This is a genomic window from Pseudomonas sp. LH1G9 (assembly GCF_002949975.1).
In the GTDB taxonomy this organism is placed as follows: Bacteria; Pseudomonadota; Gammaproteobacteria; order Pseudomonadales; family Pseudomonadaceae; genus Aquipseudomonas; species Aquipseudomonas veronii.
In genome coordinates this window covers 1,318,174-1,334,475 of the sequence record NZ_CP026880.1, presented here as the reverse complement: position 1 = coordinate 1,334,475, position 16,302 = coordinate 1,318,174, and the positions used below count along the sequence as shown (strand labels likewise).

Genomic DNA, 16,302 nt, shown 5'->3' with positions numbered 1-16,302 from the left:
CTGGCGAATACAGCGCCGGGGGCGCCGATATTTGTCCATGGTGAGAGAGCGCTAACCCCAAACACCTGTAGCCTGTTCTCTGAATAGTTGAACCTTACAGCTGATGTAAGCCAGTTTGTGTGGTTCTGTAGAATTCCTCGCGAGAATGGATTGATCATAAAGTACTCATCAGATTGCAGTGGCGCAACAGATCCATTCGCCCAGTAGTACGCCTGTGCTGTCGCATTTAGAACTACCTGCCCCTGATATGACCATGAGTTATTGGCCCTCGTGAAGATCACCGGAGCGGCCCCTGAGTCGAAAATCAGCACGCCATTTGCGCCCCACATCCTGAGCCCGTAATCGGCCTTAGTGATTGACGCGAACACCGCCGCAAACCACTTGCCTGTTGGCCTGAAGTTAATGTTCAGGGACGTTATTGAAAACCCAGTCCAAGCACCAGGACCGCCGCTAATGGTCATGCTCGTGTATAGCTCATTCGGTCTAGCCGAGCTGTTCTGAATGAATACGCACGGCGGCTCCGGCGTGGTTATGGCGGATGGGAACGACACTGACACCGATGAACTGCCGGATGCCTGATACGTTCCACTGTACAGCGCACAAAGCCTAGGTTGCTCTGAGTCTATCTGTACATAGCTTCCATCGTTTACAACAGATAGACCGAAATTCAATTTTTGAACCTCATTACAAGCAACCTGAACTGTATTGTTGATCCTATAGCGCCCGGCTCATTTGGGTGTTTTGAGCGTACAACAACCGAACCGACGCCTACCGACATAAACGGCATAGCGCTGTAGCAGTAGTTGTTAGCTGCGGCCTGGGTAGGAAGTATGACGGCTGTGCATGTTGCCGGGTTGAACCCGGCAATGTTTGCTGTAACTACGGCGCCCATGGCGAGCGTATAGACTGCATTGTGCAGCACCTGATAGGTGTAGCTGTCGGTATCCATTTCGAGCACGCCATTCGCGCTCCACGTCCTTACTCCGTAAGTCATGGCGAAAGCCTCCCCACCAATACACGCAGAAGCTCGTTGATGTCGTATACCGAAAGGCCATCGTTATTGAGCAGTGTCGAGCCACCGGTGCCGGCGCTGCGAAGCGTGAACGTGCCGGCCTTAACATTGATCTCCAGTAACGGCCGCCCCTTGGAGTCGACCGTCTCTGATTTCAGCGTCATCCCCAGAATGATCTCCTGGATAAAGGCCTTGCTGATAATTGCCTGATTGAGGACTGCCTGGTTCCCCTGAACAACAAACATAGGAGTGAGCTGTCCGCTAACCTCGTCGACTACCGCAAAACGCTGCGCAAAAATCAGAAACTCCGACTGCTCGCCATCTGAGCCAAACGCGAAGCCGGAGGCGACCGTCTTTCCTCCAGCAGTGGTTTGGGCCTTGAACGTAACCATCGACGAAACCTTCCCGTCGGTGGTGGCCTGAGCTTTGCTGACGACCTGAATAGCTGCCGAGTTATCGCCGGCGACCGCCTTAAGGGTTTTGATCTCTTCGGCAGTGGCTGCTTTGTCAGTTGCCATGGCTGTCTGCACGGTCGTGATGCTTGCCGCGTTCGCCGCCACATTCGCTTCGACAATATCTGTACGCTGCGACTGCGCGAAATCCCGCTCAGCAATTGCGGACATCAGCGACCAGGCCCCGGCCGAGGCGGTGTCATCCCCCGCGCTACCCTCCTCCGAGCCTGCAGAGTCGGACTTCACCAGTGCATAGACGCCTTCTAAGCGCTCGGCGGTGGCCATGACCTTGCCGTCCACCTCTTCGATAGCCGCCTTGTTCTGGCTGATTTCCAGCGCCATCGCCGCATTCGTTTCGGCGATGGTGCCCAGGTTGAACCAGTAGTTGGCGTTCGGCGGTGTGGTGTTGACCGGTACCGCCTTGGTGGCCTGGAACAACTGCTGGCCTACCCGGACCATGTCGCCCTTGACGTAGGTCTTTGTGGAGACGTACTCCAGAGCGTCGACCACTTCCGAGATCAGATCCTCCAGCTCCTGCTTGGCCTTCTCCAAACGATCGTTGACCGAGCCCGGCCCATCACCAGTAATCAGGTCGATCTCTTCCCGCAGGCTCTGGTACAGCGCACCCTTGCCGATCTTCTCGGCGAAGTACTTGTCGTACTCCGTCTGATCAGAACTGGCCCGGCCATTCACGGCGCCCGGGATCGGCCAGAACGGCCCGACGTTGCCGGTACGGTCCACCAGGCGAGCCCAGAAGTAGACGCTCGCCCCGGCCAGGATGTTCTGCATCTCGTGCTTGGCCTGCGGGTAGCTGAAGTCGCTCAGCTTCACCGCAGTGGTTAGGTCCGGTGACTGGCTGTACCAAAGCTCCGTCCGCTGGGTGTCCTCAGCGCCCGGCGGGAAGCCCCACTGGATGCCAATGCCATAGACCAGGCTGGTGGTGGTCAGGAACGCCACCGCCGGCGGCAGGCCAACCTTCCCTTCCAGGTTGGTCAGATTGGAGGTCTTCCAGATCGAGGAGATCTCAAAGGCGCTCACCGACCGAACCCGGGCCACGTAGGCGCCCGAGTAAATGCCAGTGACGTCGACACTGGTCGAACCAGTCCGCTGCACCTTGATCCAGTTGCCGCTGTCCTTGCGCCACTCCACGTCATAGGCGACGGCGCCGTTCACTGCAGGCCACGAAATGTTCATGGTGCTGATGGCGATGCCCTGGTTCACGGCGTAGCTCGACGTCAGCGTGACGCTCGCCGGCGCCGGAACGACGGTGATCGGCACAACGCTGATTGGGCGTTCTTCCAGGCGCGCGCCGGTGTCGATGTGCGCGAATTTGCTTGGGTCGTACTGCACGGCCGATATCTCGAACACGCCTGGCTCCGGCCGGGCCACGCTCACCACCCGGTACAGCGGGATGGCGAGATCGTCGGCATCGAGCGCCCATACCAGTTCGGGTTCTGGCGCCACAGAGTAGGCCACGGTAACGGTGACCTGCCGGCCGCTGACCAGTTGCACGGTGCGCCCCTCGCACTTGCCGTCTGGCAGGTTGAGGATCAATCGGTCACCGGGCTTGGCCTGAGTATCGCGGTCCAGTGTGATGACCTTGCCGTTCACCGCCGAGATTCGCCCGCCCACCGGCCGACCGGCCAGGAGTTCGTCGGCGATTGGGATCACGTAGCCAGGCAGCGGTATGCGCCCGTCGAGGCCGACCTTGAAAGTAACGGCCCGATCCTTGGAGTTGGTGAGCAGCCCCCACTTACCGCGGCGCTGCGCCTCAGACTCGCGGGTGCAGCCGATGGCACTGATCTCCAGCGGATTGTCGCCGTAGCGGCGCTGCAGCTTGGCATCCGTAACGGCAGTGACGTCGGTGTCGTAGTTGTTCGCCGGGTTGTCGTAGCTGATCAGCGCGCGGCTGTACCGGGTGCGCTCCGACGAGCTCGAGTAGGTGAGCTTGCTGTCGATCACATTCGCCCGGGTGTAGGCGAAGTCGAAGTCAGTGGCGCGTGGCATATCCGACAGGGTGAAGACCTGGCCCTGGGCCCAGTAGGTCATGCCCCGGTAGATCGCCGATATGTCGCGCAGCAGCGACCAGGCGTCAGCCTTGCTCTGCAGGTTCAGGTTGCAGATAAAGCGCGGCTCCTGGCCGCCCTTCCCGTCCGGCACCAGTTGGTCGCAGTACTGCGAGATGCGGTAGAGCTCCCACTTGTCCACCATCCACGGCTTGATGCGACGGCCCAGGCCGAAGCGGTCATTGGTGGTGATGCCGTATGTAGCCCAGGTCGGATTGTTGGTGTAGGCCTCTTTGAGCGTTCCGTCCCAGATACCACTGTATGTCCGCGACACGGGGTCGTAGTTGCTTGGGACCTGCCATTTGCGAGCCTTGCAGCCGACGGTTACCGCCGGAATGCTGCGGAACTGCTCGGCCGAAAATTCGATGTAGAGCAGCGCGGTGTTCGGATAGCGGATCTTGGCGTCGATCACCTCAGTGAAGCCGGCGATCTGCATGGTGTCGGAGATTTTGTTGTTGTTCTGGTTGATGGTCAGTCGGGTGATTCGCATAAGCCAGCCGGATGTTGCCTTCGGCAAATCGATGCGGCGGGTACGCTCATAAGTGCTCGTGGTCTTGCCGTCGACCGCCTCACTCAGCACCTGCTGGTAGGCGCCGCCGTCGGTGGCGAGCTCAACTTTGTACTGAATCCGGTAGCCGTTGATGTTGTTGCTGGCATCTACGGACTGAAGTGCTGGCCAGGCGAAGCGGACGCGCACGGCGGAAAGTTGGGTATTACTGATCGCCCGAACCCATGGTGTGCCGCTGCGCAGCTCGGTACTGATGGTGGTTTCGTTCTCGATCGAGGGGATGCCCTGGATATAGGTCTGGTCCACAGCCCCGGTGCGCCACTCCCACTTCACGTTAGGGAAGTTCATGTTGCCCTGAGGATCTTGCAGCGGGGTGTTGTCGAGATAGATGTCGCGCGCTGTGGGAGTGCCTTCGAACTCACCCTCTCCGATGGCAATCAGCATCTTGGCGATGGCAACAGAGCGCAGGCTATCCGGGGCTTCCGTTGGCGTTTTTGCTTTCTCTTCGCCGCCCTTGGCGCCGTGGATATCAATCTTGCGTGCTGCGCCCATGCTTTCCTCCAGGCAATAAAAAACCGCCTCTTGGGCGGCTGCGGTGCTGCGGGTTTCTGCTACATCTGGTCTTCGGCGTAGATGGCGGCGCTGATAATTGCGCCACCCCACCGGCGCTCGCCTATACAAAGCGGTACCGGGTTACCGGATGCAGTGGTGTTCTTGGCGCTGCCGAAGGCATAGCCGGGGGTGTTCTCTGGCGCGGCGCTGGTCTTGAGGCCGCTGGCCTGGGGGCTGAGCATTTGGATCACGCCGCCAGCGACCAGACCGATGCCGGCGGGAGCCAAATATGGTGCGGTAACCGGGAAAACATAAGAAATAGCGAGTAGCACTACACCAACGATTGTCTGGAGAATCCCAGCCCGTTTGCTACCAGTAATTACCGGCGCAATGCGGATGTCGCCTTCTCCGCCAAAAGCGAGCTCGCCCTCTCCAATATTCTTTTTCCCCCTGAACACCGCGAACTCAATCCCTCGAGACTTCGCATTCGACAAGAACCGCTCGAAGCCAGGAACCTGCACGCAGAGGGCCTTGATCGCCTCGGCGGTCGTTCTGACCGAAAGTTTGAAGGAGCGACCGAACTGGCGTAGCTGACCGAAAAGCAGGATGGTGGTGAGTGGCTGGTATTCGATTGCGAGCGCTGCCATAGTTTTCTCCGGACGTGAAAAAGCCGCCCGAAGGCGGCTTGATGTAGTTGTTCGTTACAGGCAGTCGCGAACTGCCTTTTCAATGGCTGATCGACCGTAACCGGGCGCCCAGGACAATCGCTGATAAAGCGCGATGCTGCTGCCATTTGAGGATTGATTCACCTCAAGAAGCTCCTCGGCCGTCGAGTCCGTAGCAACGATGAGCCTATAACCAGTCGAGGTTTCGGCCATCGTGGCTCCTGAGCGAGCATCCTGCCATTTGGGCATGACGCAGAGGGCATATTGTTTCGGCGCCTTACTCGACGAGGCGCTAATGGTTGCCTTTCCGCCTTTGAGGTCGCCAGGTGTTGTGCAACCCGCCAGCATCGCCACCGCTACCGCCGCTATCAAAATCCGCATGATTCTTCCTTGTCCTGAAAGGAGCGACTGTAGCGCTGCGCCACCCGGGCAACCAGTTCTGTTAGCCTTCAAGCTTGGGCCAGTTGAACTTGTAGTTCAGGGGAGGCAGCTCATAGTGCTCGGCCAAGTAGAGAGCAAGCATCTCTCCTTCCTTTGCGTAAGCTGTGGCTTTATCAACAGTCGGATGCCAGCTAACCCAGAGAGTTTCCAATGGAAAAACCTTCTCGAAAGCCGCGTAATTGAAGCGCCAGCCGGCCATATGCCCAGCGGCTCCAGGATTTTTGGCGCATCGAACAAACGCAGCGAGGCGGCGCCTCAAATTATCCGACTCGCCAATAGTCAGGACGCCATTATCATCGACGCCTACGGCGCGGTGGATAGCTCTATCGGCGCAGATTAGATACGCACCCGGTACGGCCGGGGCATCCAGATAGTGCTCGGTCAGTTTGAGCCACTCCGGCTCCCAGCCCGTCCAATTTTTGACCTTCATATACTACCTCCGCTGTTAGAGGCAAAACGATATCACGCTAGATTGGGTTTTCAGTAGTACCGATATTTACCGCCAGATGCAAAAAGCCCAGCACGGGGCTGGGCTGTTTCTCACTGCAGACGAACATCCAGAATTGTCGCGCCTGGATATTTGGCGAGAATTTTCCGCTCAGCCTCCCGCTGATCCACTCCGTTCTGAAGCACATTGCTCATTCCAGAACCATTGCTTGCTTTCAACTTGAACACGAATGTCTTCACTGCTGCCACGTTGCGACTCCTTCGCCTTGATTGAAATCCGACGATAGCACTTTGCCTGTCCGGGCATCCAGCGTGGATGGAATTCCAGTAGCGCGCATCCGTTGATCGGTAGTAGTTTTTGGCTTCCACAAACCAAGGAATGGCCATGTCAGTCAGAAGTCTCGTGAAGAATCTACCCGCAGATCCAGATATGCCTGGATGGGTGCTTGGATGGGCCGTGGGTCGTAATGCTCCCTGGAGCTTTATTGACATCTACGCCGACAAACATGTCGCAGAGGTCGAGGCTGAGCGCTTGGGTGATGGTCACACTGTGAAGTATGGTTCGCACAGGCTCGGGACTGATGACTTCATGGGTGGCGGCGAAGAACCTAAATAGCGACCGCCTGCGCCAAGCCAAAATCAATTCTGCCTGGACCAGATACAAGCGCCGCCTGAAGCCCTGACTTGCCATGGTAGCTGCGGCTGTAGCCACCTTCGCTCTGGCACTTGCCGGAAAATTTCACACGATCAATCTCGACTCCATCATCCAAAATGGCAACCACCGCTTCAGCGCCGCAAATGCTGCCTTCGGTGACGGTAAAGAGGTCGTGAATGGTCAACGTGTAGCGCTGCGGGGCTCGCATGATCTTCCCCTGCGGCCATGCCGCGTCAAGTTGGTTGTCTTGCGTCTTTGTGCCTGAGGATCAGGCGTGTCCGGTCATGCCAGGGTCCGCCGTAGACGATGATCTCGGACGGCCTACCGTAAAGGTGGTGCAGCAGGAATGGACCAGGGCCGAACGCGCCCAACTCTTCGCCAGGTAGCACCGGATCAGTGCTTAGGTAGATCCCGGCATGGTTCGGGTATACAGTGCGCCCGACCTGCATAACGATCAGGTCACCGCGTTGCGGCCGGTCGACACGTACAAAACCGGCAGCCTCGTAGTTCGCCTCGTACAGGCTTGCGTTCTCCGTACTCTCCCACCAGCCATCGGCGCGCTGGAAGGCTTCGAATTCCAGACCCCATTCGCGCTGGTACCAATCTGCGCAGACCTGCCAGCAATCCCAGGCGCCGTGTACGAACGGACGCTGGAGCAGCGGCGTGCGTCCGGTTGGCGTGATGGTGCGCAGATCGCCCTCGGGCCAACTCAAAATGTGCCAGGGAACGGCCATGGCCTCGCACATCGCCAGATCATGCGGTGACGGCCGACTGGTTGCGTTTGGGTGCGAGTGAACGATGCCGATCACCTCGCCCAAATCTTCCGCCGCGGCGTAATCCTCGGGATCGAGCCGAAACTCTTCGTTCGGCTCCGTGGCGATGTTCCGGCAAGGGAAGTACTTCTGCGCGCGGCCAACGACCAGCAGCAGACCGCAGCACTCTTTCGGGTACTGGGCTGCGGCGTGCGCCTGGATCGCCGCAATGATGTGTTTGCGCATGGTCAGCTCCTGGCTATCAGGGAAACGGCGGGGAAGCCACCGAAGGACAGCTCGTTGTTCTCCCCAAAGCGCAACTTGCAGGACGACAGGCAGCCTTTGCACTGATCCTTGGCGGGGTCATCCGTGGGGTTGTCCTCGTCATCGAACATGGCCGCGCCGGTGTAGCCACAGTCCGCTCCCCGGTAGCCATTGGTCATGGCCCAGTGGCAGAACGTCGTCATCTGCCGGCCGGGCAGTCCGTGGTTGTCGATCTCACCCGGGGAAGACAGCTCCCAGACCACCGCCTCGCTGTCCTCGCTGGTTTTCTGGTCGATGTACCAGATCTCCAACGCTTCCTGGGTCGGGTCTGCAGTCGGGTTGCCGTCGGGAAAGTTGGCCGCGTCCAGGTACTGGGCCAGGGTCTCGCGAACCGTCAGCTTGAACTTGAGCATGTCCTCGAAGGCCAGGCACAGCGCCGTGACTCTGCCGTTGACGTTGCCGGCGGCGAATGTCGGCCGTGAGGCTGTGCCGTCGCTACTTGAGGAAATTCCCTCAATTTGCACCGGCCAGGCCGCGTACTCCTCGCCCTGCCACCAGATCGACTTCGCTGGCAGATCCTCTTCCGAATGCTCGTAGGCCAGCAGCTCTTCAGGTGTGTGCGGAATGGCGTGCCCGTGGAAGCGCAGGTAATCCGCGCCGTACTCAGTCCCGTCAATTTCAAACAGGCGAATCTCGCCGCCGGGCTCCAGTTTCTGGATGTCCGTGATCAGTGCCATGGATTGGCCTCAGGGATGAAAGGTTTGCTTGAAGGTGGCGGTGATGGCGTAGACCTGGCCACCGCGGTGAACCGGCTTGTAGCCGTTGCACTTGTAGAGGCCAAGCTCGCCCAATGGCGGCTCCCATAGGAAGCCCTTAGCGCCCTTGTGCCGATCGAGGAACGCCTTGATTTCCAGAACACGAGCCTTGGCGCCGGTGAACGTGAGCGGCCAGGATTGGGACTGGTTATTGAGGCCATCTTCGACCGACTGCTCGTACCCATCGCCGAACTGCTTGGTCCGGACGCGCTGGGTCACATCACCCTCCGCGCCCTTTTCCGTTGCCCAGGTGAATCGTTCGATAGCCATCATCGCCCCTTAATTGCGTTGTTGATGACGCCGCCCTGGCGCATATCCCTGCTGCGCAGTTCCTGATATTTCTGCTCAACGAACGTCGCCAGCTCCTTGCCGAACAGGTCATAACCAGGCGCATCAGAGGTAGACGATGCGTTTCCTTCACCGTCGATACGCACCTCGACATTGATCTGTGTTCCGCCGGACCCGCCGCCCATGGCCATAACGCCGAGCTTGCCGCTGGACGTCCGGGTTAGAGGCATGATCGCTTCTTCCCCTGCCTCTCCCATGACACCGGTTTTGCCGTTGGCCATACCGAATGCCGTGGGCTTGCTGACGATGGAGTTGGTGAAGGCACCGCCGTCGGCGAACATCTGCACGCCGCCCGACCAGGCGCCGCCCATTGCTTGCGGGAAGTAGCTGCCCGAGTAGCCCCCCGCTGAAGCGCCAAGGTTGGAAGATGCAGCGCCAGCAGATCCGGCTGCCAGCCCGTTGCCGCCGGCGGCACTGCCTCCGAAGTAACTCGCCGCCGCCCCTACCAGGCTGCCCAGCAAAGCGGAACTGGCCTGACGTGTCGCAATGCGCGCCATGTCCGCCAAAATCGACTTGGTGAAGTCCGCGAACGACGCTTTGCCTGTAACGGCGAAGTTGACCAGCGAATCCTCCATGGAGCTGAAGGCGTTGCCGAACAGGCTTTTCGTCTGGCCGGCAATGTTTCGCGCCGAATCCAGGTAGTTATCCCAAGCAGCCGTCGCGCCCTTCGTCCAATCACCCTGGGCAGCTTCCACATCCGCATAGTTCTGCCGGATTTGGTCGGTCGCCGCCTTATTCGCATCGGCGAGCGCCTGGGATTTACGCTTGAACTCCTCCTCCGACATATTCCGCGACGGGTCGGACTTCTGGTTGGCCAACTCCAGGGACTGCTGAGCAAACCGGTCTTGCTGGCTGTTCAGCTCGCCGCTGAGCGCGGTTTGGCGATCACCCTGGCCCACGCCGAGGACTGCGCGCTGGCCAGCCAGTTCCAAGGCTCGCTGCTGCTGCCCCAGCGCCTGAATGTAGGTGCTGATCGCGCGCTCCTGCTTGGCTAGCCGCCCGGACTCGTTGGTCGCCAGCACCTCAAGCTGGCTATCGGCATCCTTCTGCGCTTTGACCATCCCTGCGCGCGCGTCGGCGATCTTCTGGTCAAGCTGAATGCTTTGCGCGGCCGACGTGGTCTTCTTGCCCTTGGCGGCTTCCAGCGCGGTGATTTCCGCCTCGTAGGCTGCCGTCACCTGATCGCGCTCGTTGCCGATTAGGGCCTGGCGGCGCAACAGGTAGTCAGCCTCGGATATCAGGCCGGCCTTCTGCGCGGCGTCCAGTTCCTTCTGGTAGTTTTTGTAGTCCGCGGCGATGGCCGCCAGGCTGTTCTTGGCGTCGTTGAAGCCGGTCAGGTCGACCTGAGAACTCGGGGCCTTCGGGTCTTTGAACTTGTCGTTGATGTTGGAGATGTTCTTGTCGATCGCCGCCTGATCGAGGCGAGAATCCTTCGGGTCGACCTTGCGGATGTCTTCGAGCTGCTGCTTGTACTCCTTGATTGCCTCGGTGCGCTTCTGCTCATTCGTCCACGACGATTTGGTCAGTGCGTCGATTTTCGCCATGGACGACACTGCATCGCCCTGCGCTTTCGCTTGCTCGCTCTCCCACTTGGCGATATCGGCTTGCGCGGCCTTTTGGTCCTCCAGCATGTTCAACTGGTTGGTGTAGTAATCGACCATCACCTGTTTATTTTGGAAGACACCAACGTTGCCCTTCTGGGCTTCGGCCAGGTCACGGCGCGCCTGTTCGATATCGGCGCCGATGTCTGGCCGACCGAAATTCTTGAGGTTATCGGCGGCGCGCGCTACGGCGTTGTAGCCTTTCTCCCAGAAACTCAGGTTTTCCAGAATCTTCGGGGTGCGCTCGTTGATCGCGTCAGCGTAAGACTCTGTCGCCAGCTTTACCGCACCAGCGTGGTCGCCCTGCTCTTCCAGCGCAGTGATCTGCGAGTAAACCGAAGCTGTCAGGTAGTGGTACTGCTCGTTCAGCGCAGCGGACGCCTTGACCGGGTCGTCGGCCAGTTTGGAAAACTCGGCGACTGTCTCACTCACCGCCTTGCCCGTGGCTTCCTGCATCGACACAACGGCCTGGGTGATGCCAGTGAAGCTCTCGCCAGCGATCTTGCCGTTGTCGGCCAGCAGCGCGAGAACCGCAGCAGCCTGGCCGGTGGTGCCCATGGTTGCGCTGACCTGCCGCGCCATGTCGCCCAGTTGCCCTGCGCTAACTCCAGCGTAGTTGCCGGTGAGGATTAGTGATTTGTTGTACTTGTCCTGCTCTTCACTGCCTTTGTAGTAGGCGACCCCAAGAGCGGCGACAGCGCCTGTCGCAAGCGCAATAGGCGCCAGCATGGCCAATAGGCCGGCGGCCGATGCGCCAGCACCTGCGCCAAGCTGAAGAACAGCACGAACACCGCTCCCCCAGTCACCAGAAGACAGCGCGTTGCCAAGCTGCGTAACGTTTTCCTGCGCCTGGCGGGTGCCGAGGCGCAGCTTGTCGAAGCCGGTGGTGGTTTTTTCGAGCTTGGCGTAGTCCTTGTCGATATTGCCCAGGGCTTTGTTGTAGTCGTCCTGACTCAGACGCCCCACGTCTAAGTGCTTGCCCAGTTGCTCGACTTGAGTGTCGAGTTTCGCCAGCGCCGCGCGGGCCGGGTCAATTGCCCCCAACAAGCTGTTGAGAGCTTTTTGCTCATCCAGAGCGGACTTGGCCAGAGCAACCTGCTGCTTGTCGAGCTGCGCGGAAATCTTCACCGCTTCCGCCTCGCCATAGGCGCCGGCCTTGGTCAGCTTGGTGAGCGTGTCCCGCTGCTTGGCCAGATCCTGGGTAGTTTTGGCGCTGGTGGACAGCGACTTCTCCAGGGCCTGAATTTCGTTCATCAACGAGGCAGCGGACTGCTCGGCCCGGCCGCCGGCCTTGGCCATCTCATCCAGGCTTGTCTTGGCCTGGATCGCATCGGCCGAGTCGATCTTGACGCCGAGTTCTGCAATGTTCATCGACTCACCTTGAATAAGTGCCAGTGGTTAGGGGCTGTTTTCCCTTTCCTCCGCCATGACGCGCAGGGCTTCGCCTTCCAAGACTTGAAGGTCAGGGAAGATTTCAGCGAGTTTCTTTTTCTTGATGCCAAGGAAGCTGGCCACGTCGCGGATGCTGCTGTAGTCGAGACCGATCGCCCCGCCCGTACCTGCACGCCACTGAGTAGACATCCGGTTGAACAGGAGGAAGGCCGGCCAGTTGCAGGGCCAGACCTCGACATCGTCCTCATCGAGGTCGGCAGCCGTCAGCCCGAGAGCAGCCAATTGCTCAGCAGATTGGCCGCTTTCGTACATTGCTTTGGCTGCCGCTATCAGTTTCCCAGGCGAGCCTGGCTGAATGCGCTCTGATAGGCGCTGACAACCGCTTCGGCGGTGCCGTAACAGGACTTAACAAGGGCCTGGATGCTCTTGTCGTCAAACTTGTCATCGAACCCCCACCCAACGACGAGATCCTTGATTTGCTGCACCTGAAGCTCGGTCTCGGCAGAAACGACATCGGACAAAGTGGTGGCTTCGCCGAAGCTCTCACGCATCTCCTTTCCCTTTGCGCTCCACTCATCGAACAAGGCAGCAAGCCCCGGGCGATCCCGATACTTGAAGGTGAACTCGATTTTCTCGGGCTCCTCTCCAACAATTGGGATCAGCACGAATGCCTTGAATGTAGGGTTCTGGGCGATCCTGATCTTTGCCATGGGAAATCCTTATGCGCCAGCCAAATAACGGAGCGAACGAGCGGAAAGCCCGATGCTGATGGTGCGCGTCATGACGTTGTTGCGCTCCATGGTTGGGTCAGGGGTAATGCTCACATAGCCCGGGTAGAGAATCTGGTCACCGTTACGCAACTTCATGCGGACCACCGCCAGTTCCTTGGTGTCGTCGTATCCTTCGACGGTTTCGACGTACTGAGCCGTTGGCTGGTCCTCCACCACGATGGTGATCGTGGTCGGATTGCGGTTTGTCGGGAACTGTTTGTCGTCGTCATCTTCCAGGTAGCCGACGGTTTGGTACTGCTGCTCACCGCCGGAGGACGTGAAAGAAGTCACCTTGGAGATTTGCGTCCATCCGGACACGGGAATCACAGAACCAGCGCCTGCACCGATGGTGTATTTGTCGGTATTGGTCGTGTTGAGACCGGCCAGAGCGAAAGCATCAGCAGTAATGCCGGAAGCTTTTACGGCGCGGTCGTTGATCAGCGCCCAGCCAGAATTGATCAGCAGGACGTCGCCGTTTTCAATGCTGTGCCCTACAGAAGCAGCGACTGGCGATTTCGCATTGGTCAATGCGGTGAAAGCGACTGCGGAGCCCATAACGCTGGCAATCTCCAGCACAGCGCCGTTCGGCAGCGGGAAGCGTGCGGCCATGGTGTATTTCCTCTTGAGTGCCCGCCTGACGGCGGTAGGTTATGCCCCGGCGGGCGGTTGGTCTGCGACACCCAGATAGGTGAAGCTGGCCGGGACCGTGTAGGTCGCCGACTCTGTGATAGTTGGTCCCTGATCTACTGGCTCAGTGATCAGGCCTTCGAAACCGTTACGGGTCAGAGGCGTGTCGACGCGGAACAGCCGGGTCAATTCGTCAATAAGCGTCTCGGCGGTGGCCAAAGCCTGGCCGGACGGACAAACGATGCTGACCTGGTAAACACCGGCGTACTCGTAGGCCTCCCCGCCGAGATAGCGGCAGGTGGTGCTGGCTGGAAGTTGAAAGGCTCGGAGGTAGGTTTCAGAAGAACCCGGAGTGAACGGTTGATTTGGGTAGGCCACCCTTATCGGGCGCGCAGCCGCCCATGCGGCCAGCTTCGTTTCGATGGCCTGACGGGCGCGTGCGTGACTCATACTTGGTTGTTCCTGATGGCCTCCAGCACGATCTGCTGAAAGCGAGCCACAGTTACCCGAACCATGCCGCCGGGGGCCTGGGTTGAGTGGCCGAACTCCAGCGGGATCGCGTAGGGCAAGTTGTTGATGATGTAGGCCATTTGGCCAGCGGTGAAATCACTCATCGCGGCAACCATTGCAGCGGTGGTTTCGGCGCCGCTCGGGTCAACCTCATCAAAGGTGACGCTCTCTATCACGCCAAGCGATATGTGCCAGTTCGCCCGGAACCGGCCGCCGACGTAGTCCTTGCCAGCCACCAAACCGTTAACGTTGAAATTCTGGTCGCGCTCGGTCTTTGTCAGGGGCTTGGCGTACTTCACACCCTTTCGCAATTTGCCGGCTTTGGTGAAGTTCGACTCGTTGAGGTTGATGATCGTATTGCGGACCGCGACCTTGAAGTCATAGTCGTCGGCCGCCCGGGTGTTCGCCTCACGGTGAGCAACGTTTGCGGCCCAGATCTCCGGGTTACCCACGGGAGACATTCGAATCAGGCTGCTGCCGACCTCGATGATGATCTCGCGCACGCTGGCGTCGATGGCTTCGCTGGTTTGGGCGGCGAACTCGGCGAGGCTCAGGGCGAAACTGCCGGATTGACCGGCGCCTGCCCGGCTCAAGACCGCACCTGCAGTTCATACAGAATCGGCGTGCCGGCCGGGTTGACCTCTTTCAGCGGCGGAACGATGGACCAGGTGCGGCCCTGAGCGACCACTTTGTCGAGCAGCCCCGGCACCCAGGCCAACCCCTGCGCGGCGATCTTGAGCTTCTTGTCGCCCTGTTTGATGAGACTGTTGTTTTGGAATTCTTGGCCGGTGAAGTCGAGAAGGATCCCCTGGGCGATTTGCTTAACAGTTGCCTCCGGCGCTTCGCCGCCCGTCTCTGGGTCGTACTCGCCCGATTCCGTCTTGCTGATGGTTACAGGCTGGCCAAACTCTGTAATCATCTCGAGCGCCGTTACGGCCAATTCGCCATAGAAATTCAACTTACCCTCCGGGGCACTCATGAAAAAGGCGACCTTTAAGGACGCGTTGCTGGATTTGAAAGACGCCATTGCAAACAAGCACGGGAACATTCCAGCAAAGGAACTCATCGTAAAAACCAGGCTTGCCGAGGAGATAAGGGAAACCCACTTGAGTGAGCGCTATCTGGATATTTATGAGGACTGCTTTCCTTACGGAGACTCATCGAATATCGAACTGCTAACTGAGTTGGCAGAAGGGGGAATGACCAAAAGACGGCCGCTCACAGAGAAATACTGGGTCAATCAGCTTGAAGACGACTTGGGGCTTTAGGCTCGGATCGCAAACAATCCCCTCTTTTGTAAGTAGTCCGCAAACTGCGTAGCACTCGGCCGGTCCGGCGCCGCCGGCAACAGTCGGCCGCTGGTGTTCGGAATAGTCGCGTACTCGCGAGTTACCGCGCCCTCGACACGCTCCAGAGTTACCGCGCCCTTGCGCTTCTCCACCGGATCGATGTCGTCCTGATGGATCTCGGCGGCCAGGGCCATCTGCCCATACTGGATACGCGCCGGCAGGTAGTTGTTCGGCTTGATCTCGTGATCCAGCAGCACTTCCCGGCGCGGCCAGGACAGGGCCTGCTCGCTATTGGTCTTGCGCCCTTTCCAGGTCATGCCATCCATCGCCAAGGCGGCCCGGCGCAGCAATGCTTCCTGCTCGGGAACGCCTGCGGGGATGACTGTGCCGAATTTCACGGCATACAGGGCCAAGTCCTCAGCGCTCGCGTAGCTTTCGGCGTCAGGCTTGCCGGTGCCGTCCTCGATGATGAGTGTCATGCGTCAACTCGCTGAAATGGTTTGAAGATTGGCCGCCGGGTCGCCGGCAGCCAGCATTATCAGGCCTTGGGCAGATCAGCTACGAGCTTTTCCAAGGATTCCTTCGAGGCGTTGGCCCGGTACGGCACCTTCGCGTCATCGAGCTTTGCTTTCAGCGCCGCGATTTCTCCAGCCTCATCAGCCGGCGGCGTGATGGCGGCCTTCTTCAGCGCTTCAACCTCGCCGCGCAGTGTGTCGACGGTCACGAGCAGGCCGTCACGCTCAGTAGTCAGCTCTCCAACCGAGGTGTGGATGGTGCCCAGCACGCCAAACAATCGCAACGCGATTTCACCAACTTCGGGTCGCTGAATTTCGCCAGCTTCCAGGCCATCAACCAGCAGAATGAGCGCGCCATTTTCAGTCCGCAACCTGGCAATTTCCTCAGCCAGCGCATCGGGTAGTCCCGCTGGCACGCTGACTGCGGAAGGTGCTGGAGTCTCGACGACCGACACGTCAACGCCTGCAGCCTCATAGGCAGCGACGATATCTGGATGTTCGCCAACGACCACCACCGCCGTCGCGTCGCGTTCAATGCCGCGAAATAGACTCGCAGTCCGGTAGTGCTTCTCCGGATCAAAGCCCTCAAGCTGGTTCGTGTAAATCAGTTCCATGGGAATC

At 59.3% G+C, this 16,302-nt stretch carries 20 protein-coding genes; 1 reads left to right on the top strand and 19 read right to left on the bottom strand.

Going from position 1 to position 16,302, the window contains the following annotated elements; all coding sequences use genetic code 11:
* Window positions 1–667 precede the first annotated feature (667 nt).
* The 17 genes from C5F70_RS06460 to C5F70_RS06380 form a co-directional block, all read right to left on the bottom strand.
* Window positions 668–949: a hypothetical protein gene (locus tag C5F70_RS06460; protein ID WP_046382996.1), complete on the bottom strand. Its 282-nt coding sequence runs from the start codon at window positions 947–949 to the stop codon at window positions 668–670.
* Window positions 950–990: 41 nt separating this feature from the next.
* Window positions 991–4,590 carry a phage tail protein gene (locus C5F70_RS06455; protein WP_104902948.1) on the bottom strand — a complete coding sequence of 1,200 codons (3,600 nt, stop codon included), beginning with the start codon at window positions 4,588–4,590 and terminating at the stop codon, window positions 991–993.
* Between the two features lie 59 nt (window positions 4,591–4,649).
* Window positions 4,650–5,237, bottom strand: coding sequence for a tail assembly protein (locus C5F70_RS06450; RefSeq protein ID WP_104902947.1), 588 nt, complete (start codon window positions 5,235–5,237; stop codon window positions 4,650–4,652).
* A 54-nt stretch (window positions 5,238–5,291) separates the two neighbouring features.
* Entirely contained in the window at window positions 5,292–5,636 is a 345-nt protein-coding gene (locus C5F70_RS06445) for a lipoprotein (protein ID WP_104902946.1), read from the bottom strand.
* A 61-nt stretch (window positions 5,637–5,697) separates the two neighbouring features.
* Window positions 5,698–6,126 (bottom strand): hypothetical protein, encoded by a 429-nt coding sequence (locus C5F70_RS06440; RefSeq protein ID WP_104902945.1) that lies wholly within the window; start codon window positions 6,124–6,126, stop codon window positions 5,698–5,700.
* Between the two features lie 110 nt (window positions 6,127–6,236).
* Window positions 6,237–6,392, bottom strand: a complete 156-nt coding sequence (locus C5F70_RS30500; RefSeq protein WP_158683840.1) for a hypothetical protein — start codon at window positions 6,390–6,392, stop codon at window positions 6,237–6,239.
* Window positions 6,393–6,751: 359 nt separating this feature from the next.
* Window positions 6,752–7,006, bottom strand: coding sequence for a hypothetical protein (locus C5F70_RS06430; protein ID WP_104902943.1), 255 nt, complete (start codon window positions 7,004–7,006; stop codon window positions 6,752–6,754).
* A 25-nt stretch (window positions 7,007–7,031) separates the two neighbouring features.
* Window positions 7,032–7,796: a C40 family peptidase gene (locus tag C5F70_RS06425; protein WP_104902942.1), complete on the bottom strand. Its 765-nt coding sequence runs from the start codon at window positions 7,794–7,796 to the stop codon at window positions 7,032–7,034.
* Window positions 7,797–7,798: 2 nt separating this feature from the next.
* The gene (locus C5F70_RS06420) at window positions 7,799–8,551 is read right to left on the bottom strand and encodes a phage minor tail protein L (protein ID WP_104902941.1); all 753 of its coding nucleotides are present in this window, start codon (window positions 8,549–8,551) and stop codon (window positions 7,799–7,801) included.
* A gap of 9 nt (window positions 8,552–8,560) precedes the next feature.
* The gene (locus tag C5F70_RS06415; RefSeq protein WP_010567892.1) at window positions 8,561–8,899 is read right to left on the bottom strand and encodes a phage tail protein; all 339 of its coding nucleotides are present in this window, start codon (window positions 8,897–8,899) and stop codon (window positions 8,561–8,563) included.
* Window positions 8,899–11,949 (bottom strand): phage tail tape measure protein, encoded by a 3,051-nt coding sequence (locus C5F70_RS06410; protein WP_104902940.1) that lies wholly within the window; start codon window positions 11,947–11,949, stop codon window positions 8,899–8,901. The genes C5F70_RS06415 and C5F70_RS06410 overlap by 1 nt, the downstream gene beginning before the upstream one ends.
* Before the next feature lie 27 nt (window positions 11,950–11,976).
* A complete protein-coding gene (locus tag C5F70_RS06405; protein ID WP_104902939.1) occupies window positions 11,977–12,282 on the bottom strand; it encodes a DUF1799 domain-containing protein in 306 nt (101 codons plus the stop codon).
* Window positions 12,283–12,299: 17 nt separating this feature from the next.
* Entirely contained in the window at window positions 12,300–12,680 is a 381-nt protein-coding gene (locus tag C5F70_RS06400) for a phage tail assembly chaperone (RefSeq protein WP_104902938.1), read from the bottom strand.
* A gap of 9 nt (window positions 12,681–12,689) precedes the next feature.
* Entirely contained in the window at window positions 12,690–13,349 is a 660-nt protein-coding gene (locus C5F70_RS06395) for a phage tail protein (protein WP_104902937.1), read from the bottom strand.
* Between the two features lie 39 nt (window positions 13,350–13,388).
* On the bottom strand, window positions 13,389–13,817 hold the full coding sequence (locus C5F70_RS06390; RefSeq protein ID WP_104902936.1) for a phage tail terminator-like protein: 429 nt from the start codon (window positions 13,815–13,817) through the stop codon (window positions 13,389–13,391).
* On the bottom strand, window positions 13,814–14,470 hold the full coding sequence (locus C5F70_RS06385) for a hypothetical protein (RefSeq protein ID WP_104902935.1): 657 nt from the start codon (window positions 14,468–14,470) through the stop codon (window positions 13,814–13,816). The genes C5F70_RS06390 and C5F70_RS06385 overlap by 4 nt, the downstream gene beginning before the upstream one ends.
* Window positions 14,467–14,835, bottom strand: coding sequence for a hypothetical protein (locus C5F70_RS06380; RefSeq protein ID WP_104904537.1), 369 nt, complete (start codon window positions 14,833–14,835; stop codon window positions 14,467–14,469). The genes C5F70_RS06385 and C5F70_RS06380 overlap by 4 nt, the downstream gene beginning before the upstream one ends.
* Before the next feature lie 19 nt (window positions 14,836–14,854).
* On the opposite strand from C5F70_RS06380, the gene C5F70_RS06375 reads away from it, so the two are divergent.
* On the top strand, window positions 14,855–15,145 hold the full coding sequence (locus tag C5F70_RS06375; protein WP_104902934.1) for a hypothetical protein: 291 nt from the start codon (window positions 14,855–14,857) through the stop codon (window positions 15,143–15,145).
* On the opposite strand, the gene C5F70_RS06370 is transcribed toward C5F70_RS06375, so the two are convergent.
* A complete protein-coding gene (locus C5F70_RS06370; RefSeq protein WP_104902933.1) occupies window positions 15,142–15,645 on the bottom strand; it encodes a DnaT-like ssDNA-binding protein in 504 nt (167 codons plus the stop codon). The two genes, C5F70_RS06375 and C5F70_RS06370, sit on opposite strands and share 4 nt — an antisense overlap.
* A 59-nt stretch (window positions 15,646–15,704) precedes the next feature.
* The gene (locus tag C5F70_RS06365; RefSeq protein ID WP_104902932.1) at window positions 15,705–16,295 is read right to left on the bottom strand and encodes a hypothetical protein; all 591 of its coding nucleotides are present in this window, start codon (window positions 16,293–16,295) and stop codon (window positions 15,705–15,707) included.
* Window positions 16,296–16,302 lie beyond the last annotated feature (7 nt).

Excerpts from the sequence above, each read along its gene's own strand:
- C5F70_RS06460 (WP_046382996.1), bottom strand. The coding sequence starts at position 949 with ATGGATACCGACAGCTACACCTATCAGGTGCTGCACAATGCAGTCTAT.
- C5F70_RS06455 (WP_104902948.1), bottom strand. The coding sequence starts at position 4,590 with ATGGGCGCAGCACGCAAGATTGATATCCACGGCGCCAAGGGCGGCGAA.
- C5F70_RS06450 (WP_104902947.1), bottom strand. The coding sequence starts at position 5,237 with ATGGCAGCGCTCGCAATCGAATACCAGCCACTCACCACCATCCTGCTT.
- C5F70_RS06445 (WP_104902946.1), bottom strand. The coding sequence starts at position 5,636 with ATGCGGATTTTGATAGCGGCGGTAGCGGTGGCGATGCTGGCGGGTTGC.
- C5F70_RS06440 (WP_104902945.1), bottom strand. The coding sequence starts at position 6,126 with ATGAAGGTCAAAAATTGGACGGGCTGGGAGCCGGAGTGGCTCAAACTG.
- C5F70_RS06430 (WP_104902943.1), bottom strand. The coding sequence starts at position 7,006 with ATGCGAGCCCCGCAGCGCTACACGTTGACCATTCACGACCTCTTTACC.
- C5F70_RS06425 (WP_104902942.1), bottom strand. The coding sequence starts at position 7,796 with ATGCGCAAACACATCATTGCGGCGATCCAGGCGCACGCCGCAGCCCAG.
- C5F70_RS06420 (WP_104902941.1), bottom strand. The coding sequence starts at position 8,551 with ATGGCACTGATCACGGACATCCAGAAACTGGAGCCCGGCGGCGAGATT.
- C5F70_RS06415 (WP_010567892.1), bottom strand. The coding sequence starts at position 8,899 with ATGGCTATCGAACGATTCACCTGGGCAACGGAAAAGGGCGCGGAGGGT.
- C5F70_RS06410 (WP_104902940.1), bottom strand. The coding sequence starts at position 11,949 with ATGAACATTGCAGAACTCGGCGTCAAGATCGACTCGGCCGATGCGATC.
- C5F70_RS06405 (WP_104902939.1), bottom strand. The coding sequence starts at position 12,282 with ATGTACGAAAGCGGCCAATCTGCTGAGCAATTGGCTGCTCTCGGGCTG.
- C5F70_RS06400 (WP_104902938.1), bottom strand. The coding sequence starts at position 12,680 with ATGGCAAAGATCAGGATCGCCCAGAACCCTACATTCAAGGCATTCGTG.
- C5F70_RS06395 (WP_104902937.1), bottom strand. The coding sequence starts at position 13,349 with ATGGCCGCACGCTTCCCGCTGCCGAACGGCGCTGTGCTGGAGATTGCC.
- C5F70_RS06390 (WP_104902936.1), bottom strand. The coding sequence starts at position 13,817 with ATGAGTCACGCACGCGCCCGTCAGGCCATCGAAACGAAGCTGGCCGCA.
- C5F70_RS06375 (WP_104902934.1), top strand. The coding sequence starts at position 14,855 with ATGAAAAAGGCGACCTTTAAGGACGCGTTGCTGGATTTGAAAGACGCC.
- C5F70_RS06370 (WP_104902933.1), bottom strand. The coding sequence starts at position 15,645 with ATGACACTCATCATCGAGGACGGCACCGGCAAGCCTGACGCCGAAAGC.
- C5F70_RS06365 (WP_104902932.1), bottom strand. The coding sequence starts at position 16,295 with ATGGAACTGATTTACACGAACCAGCTTGAGGGCTTTGATCCGGAGAAG.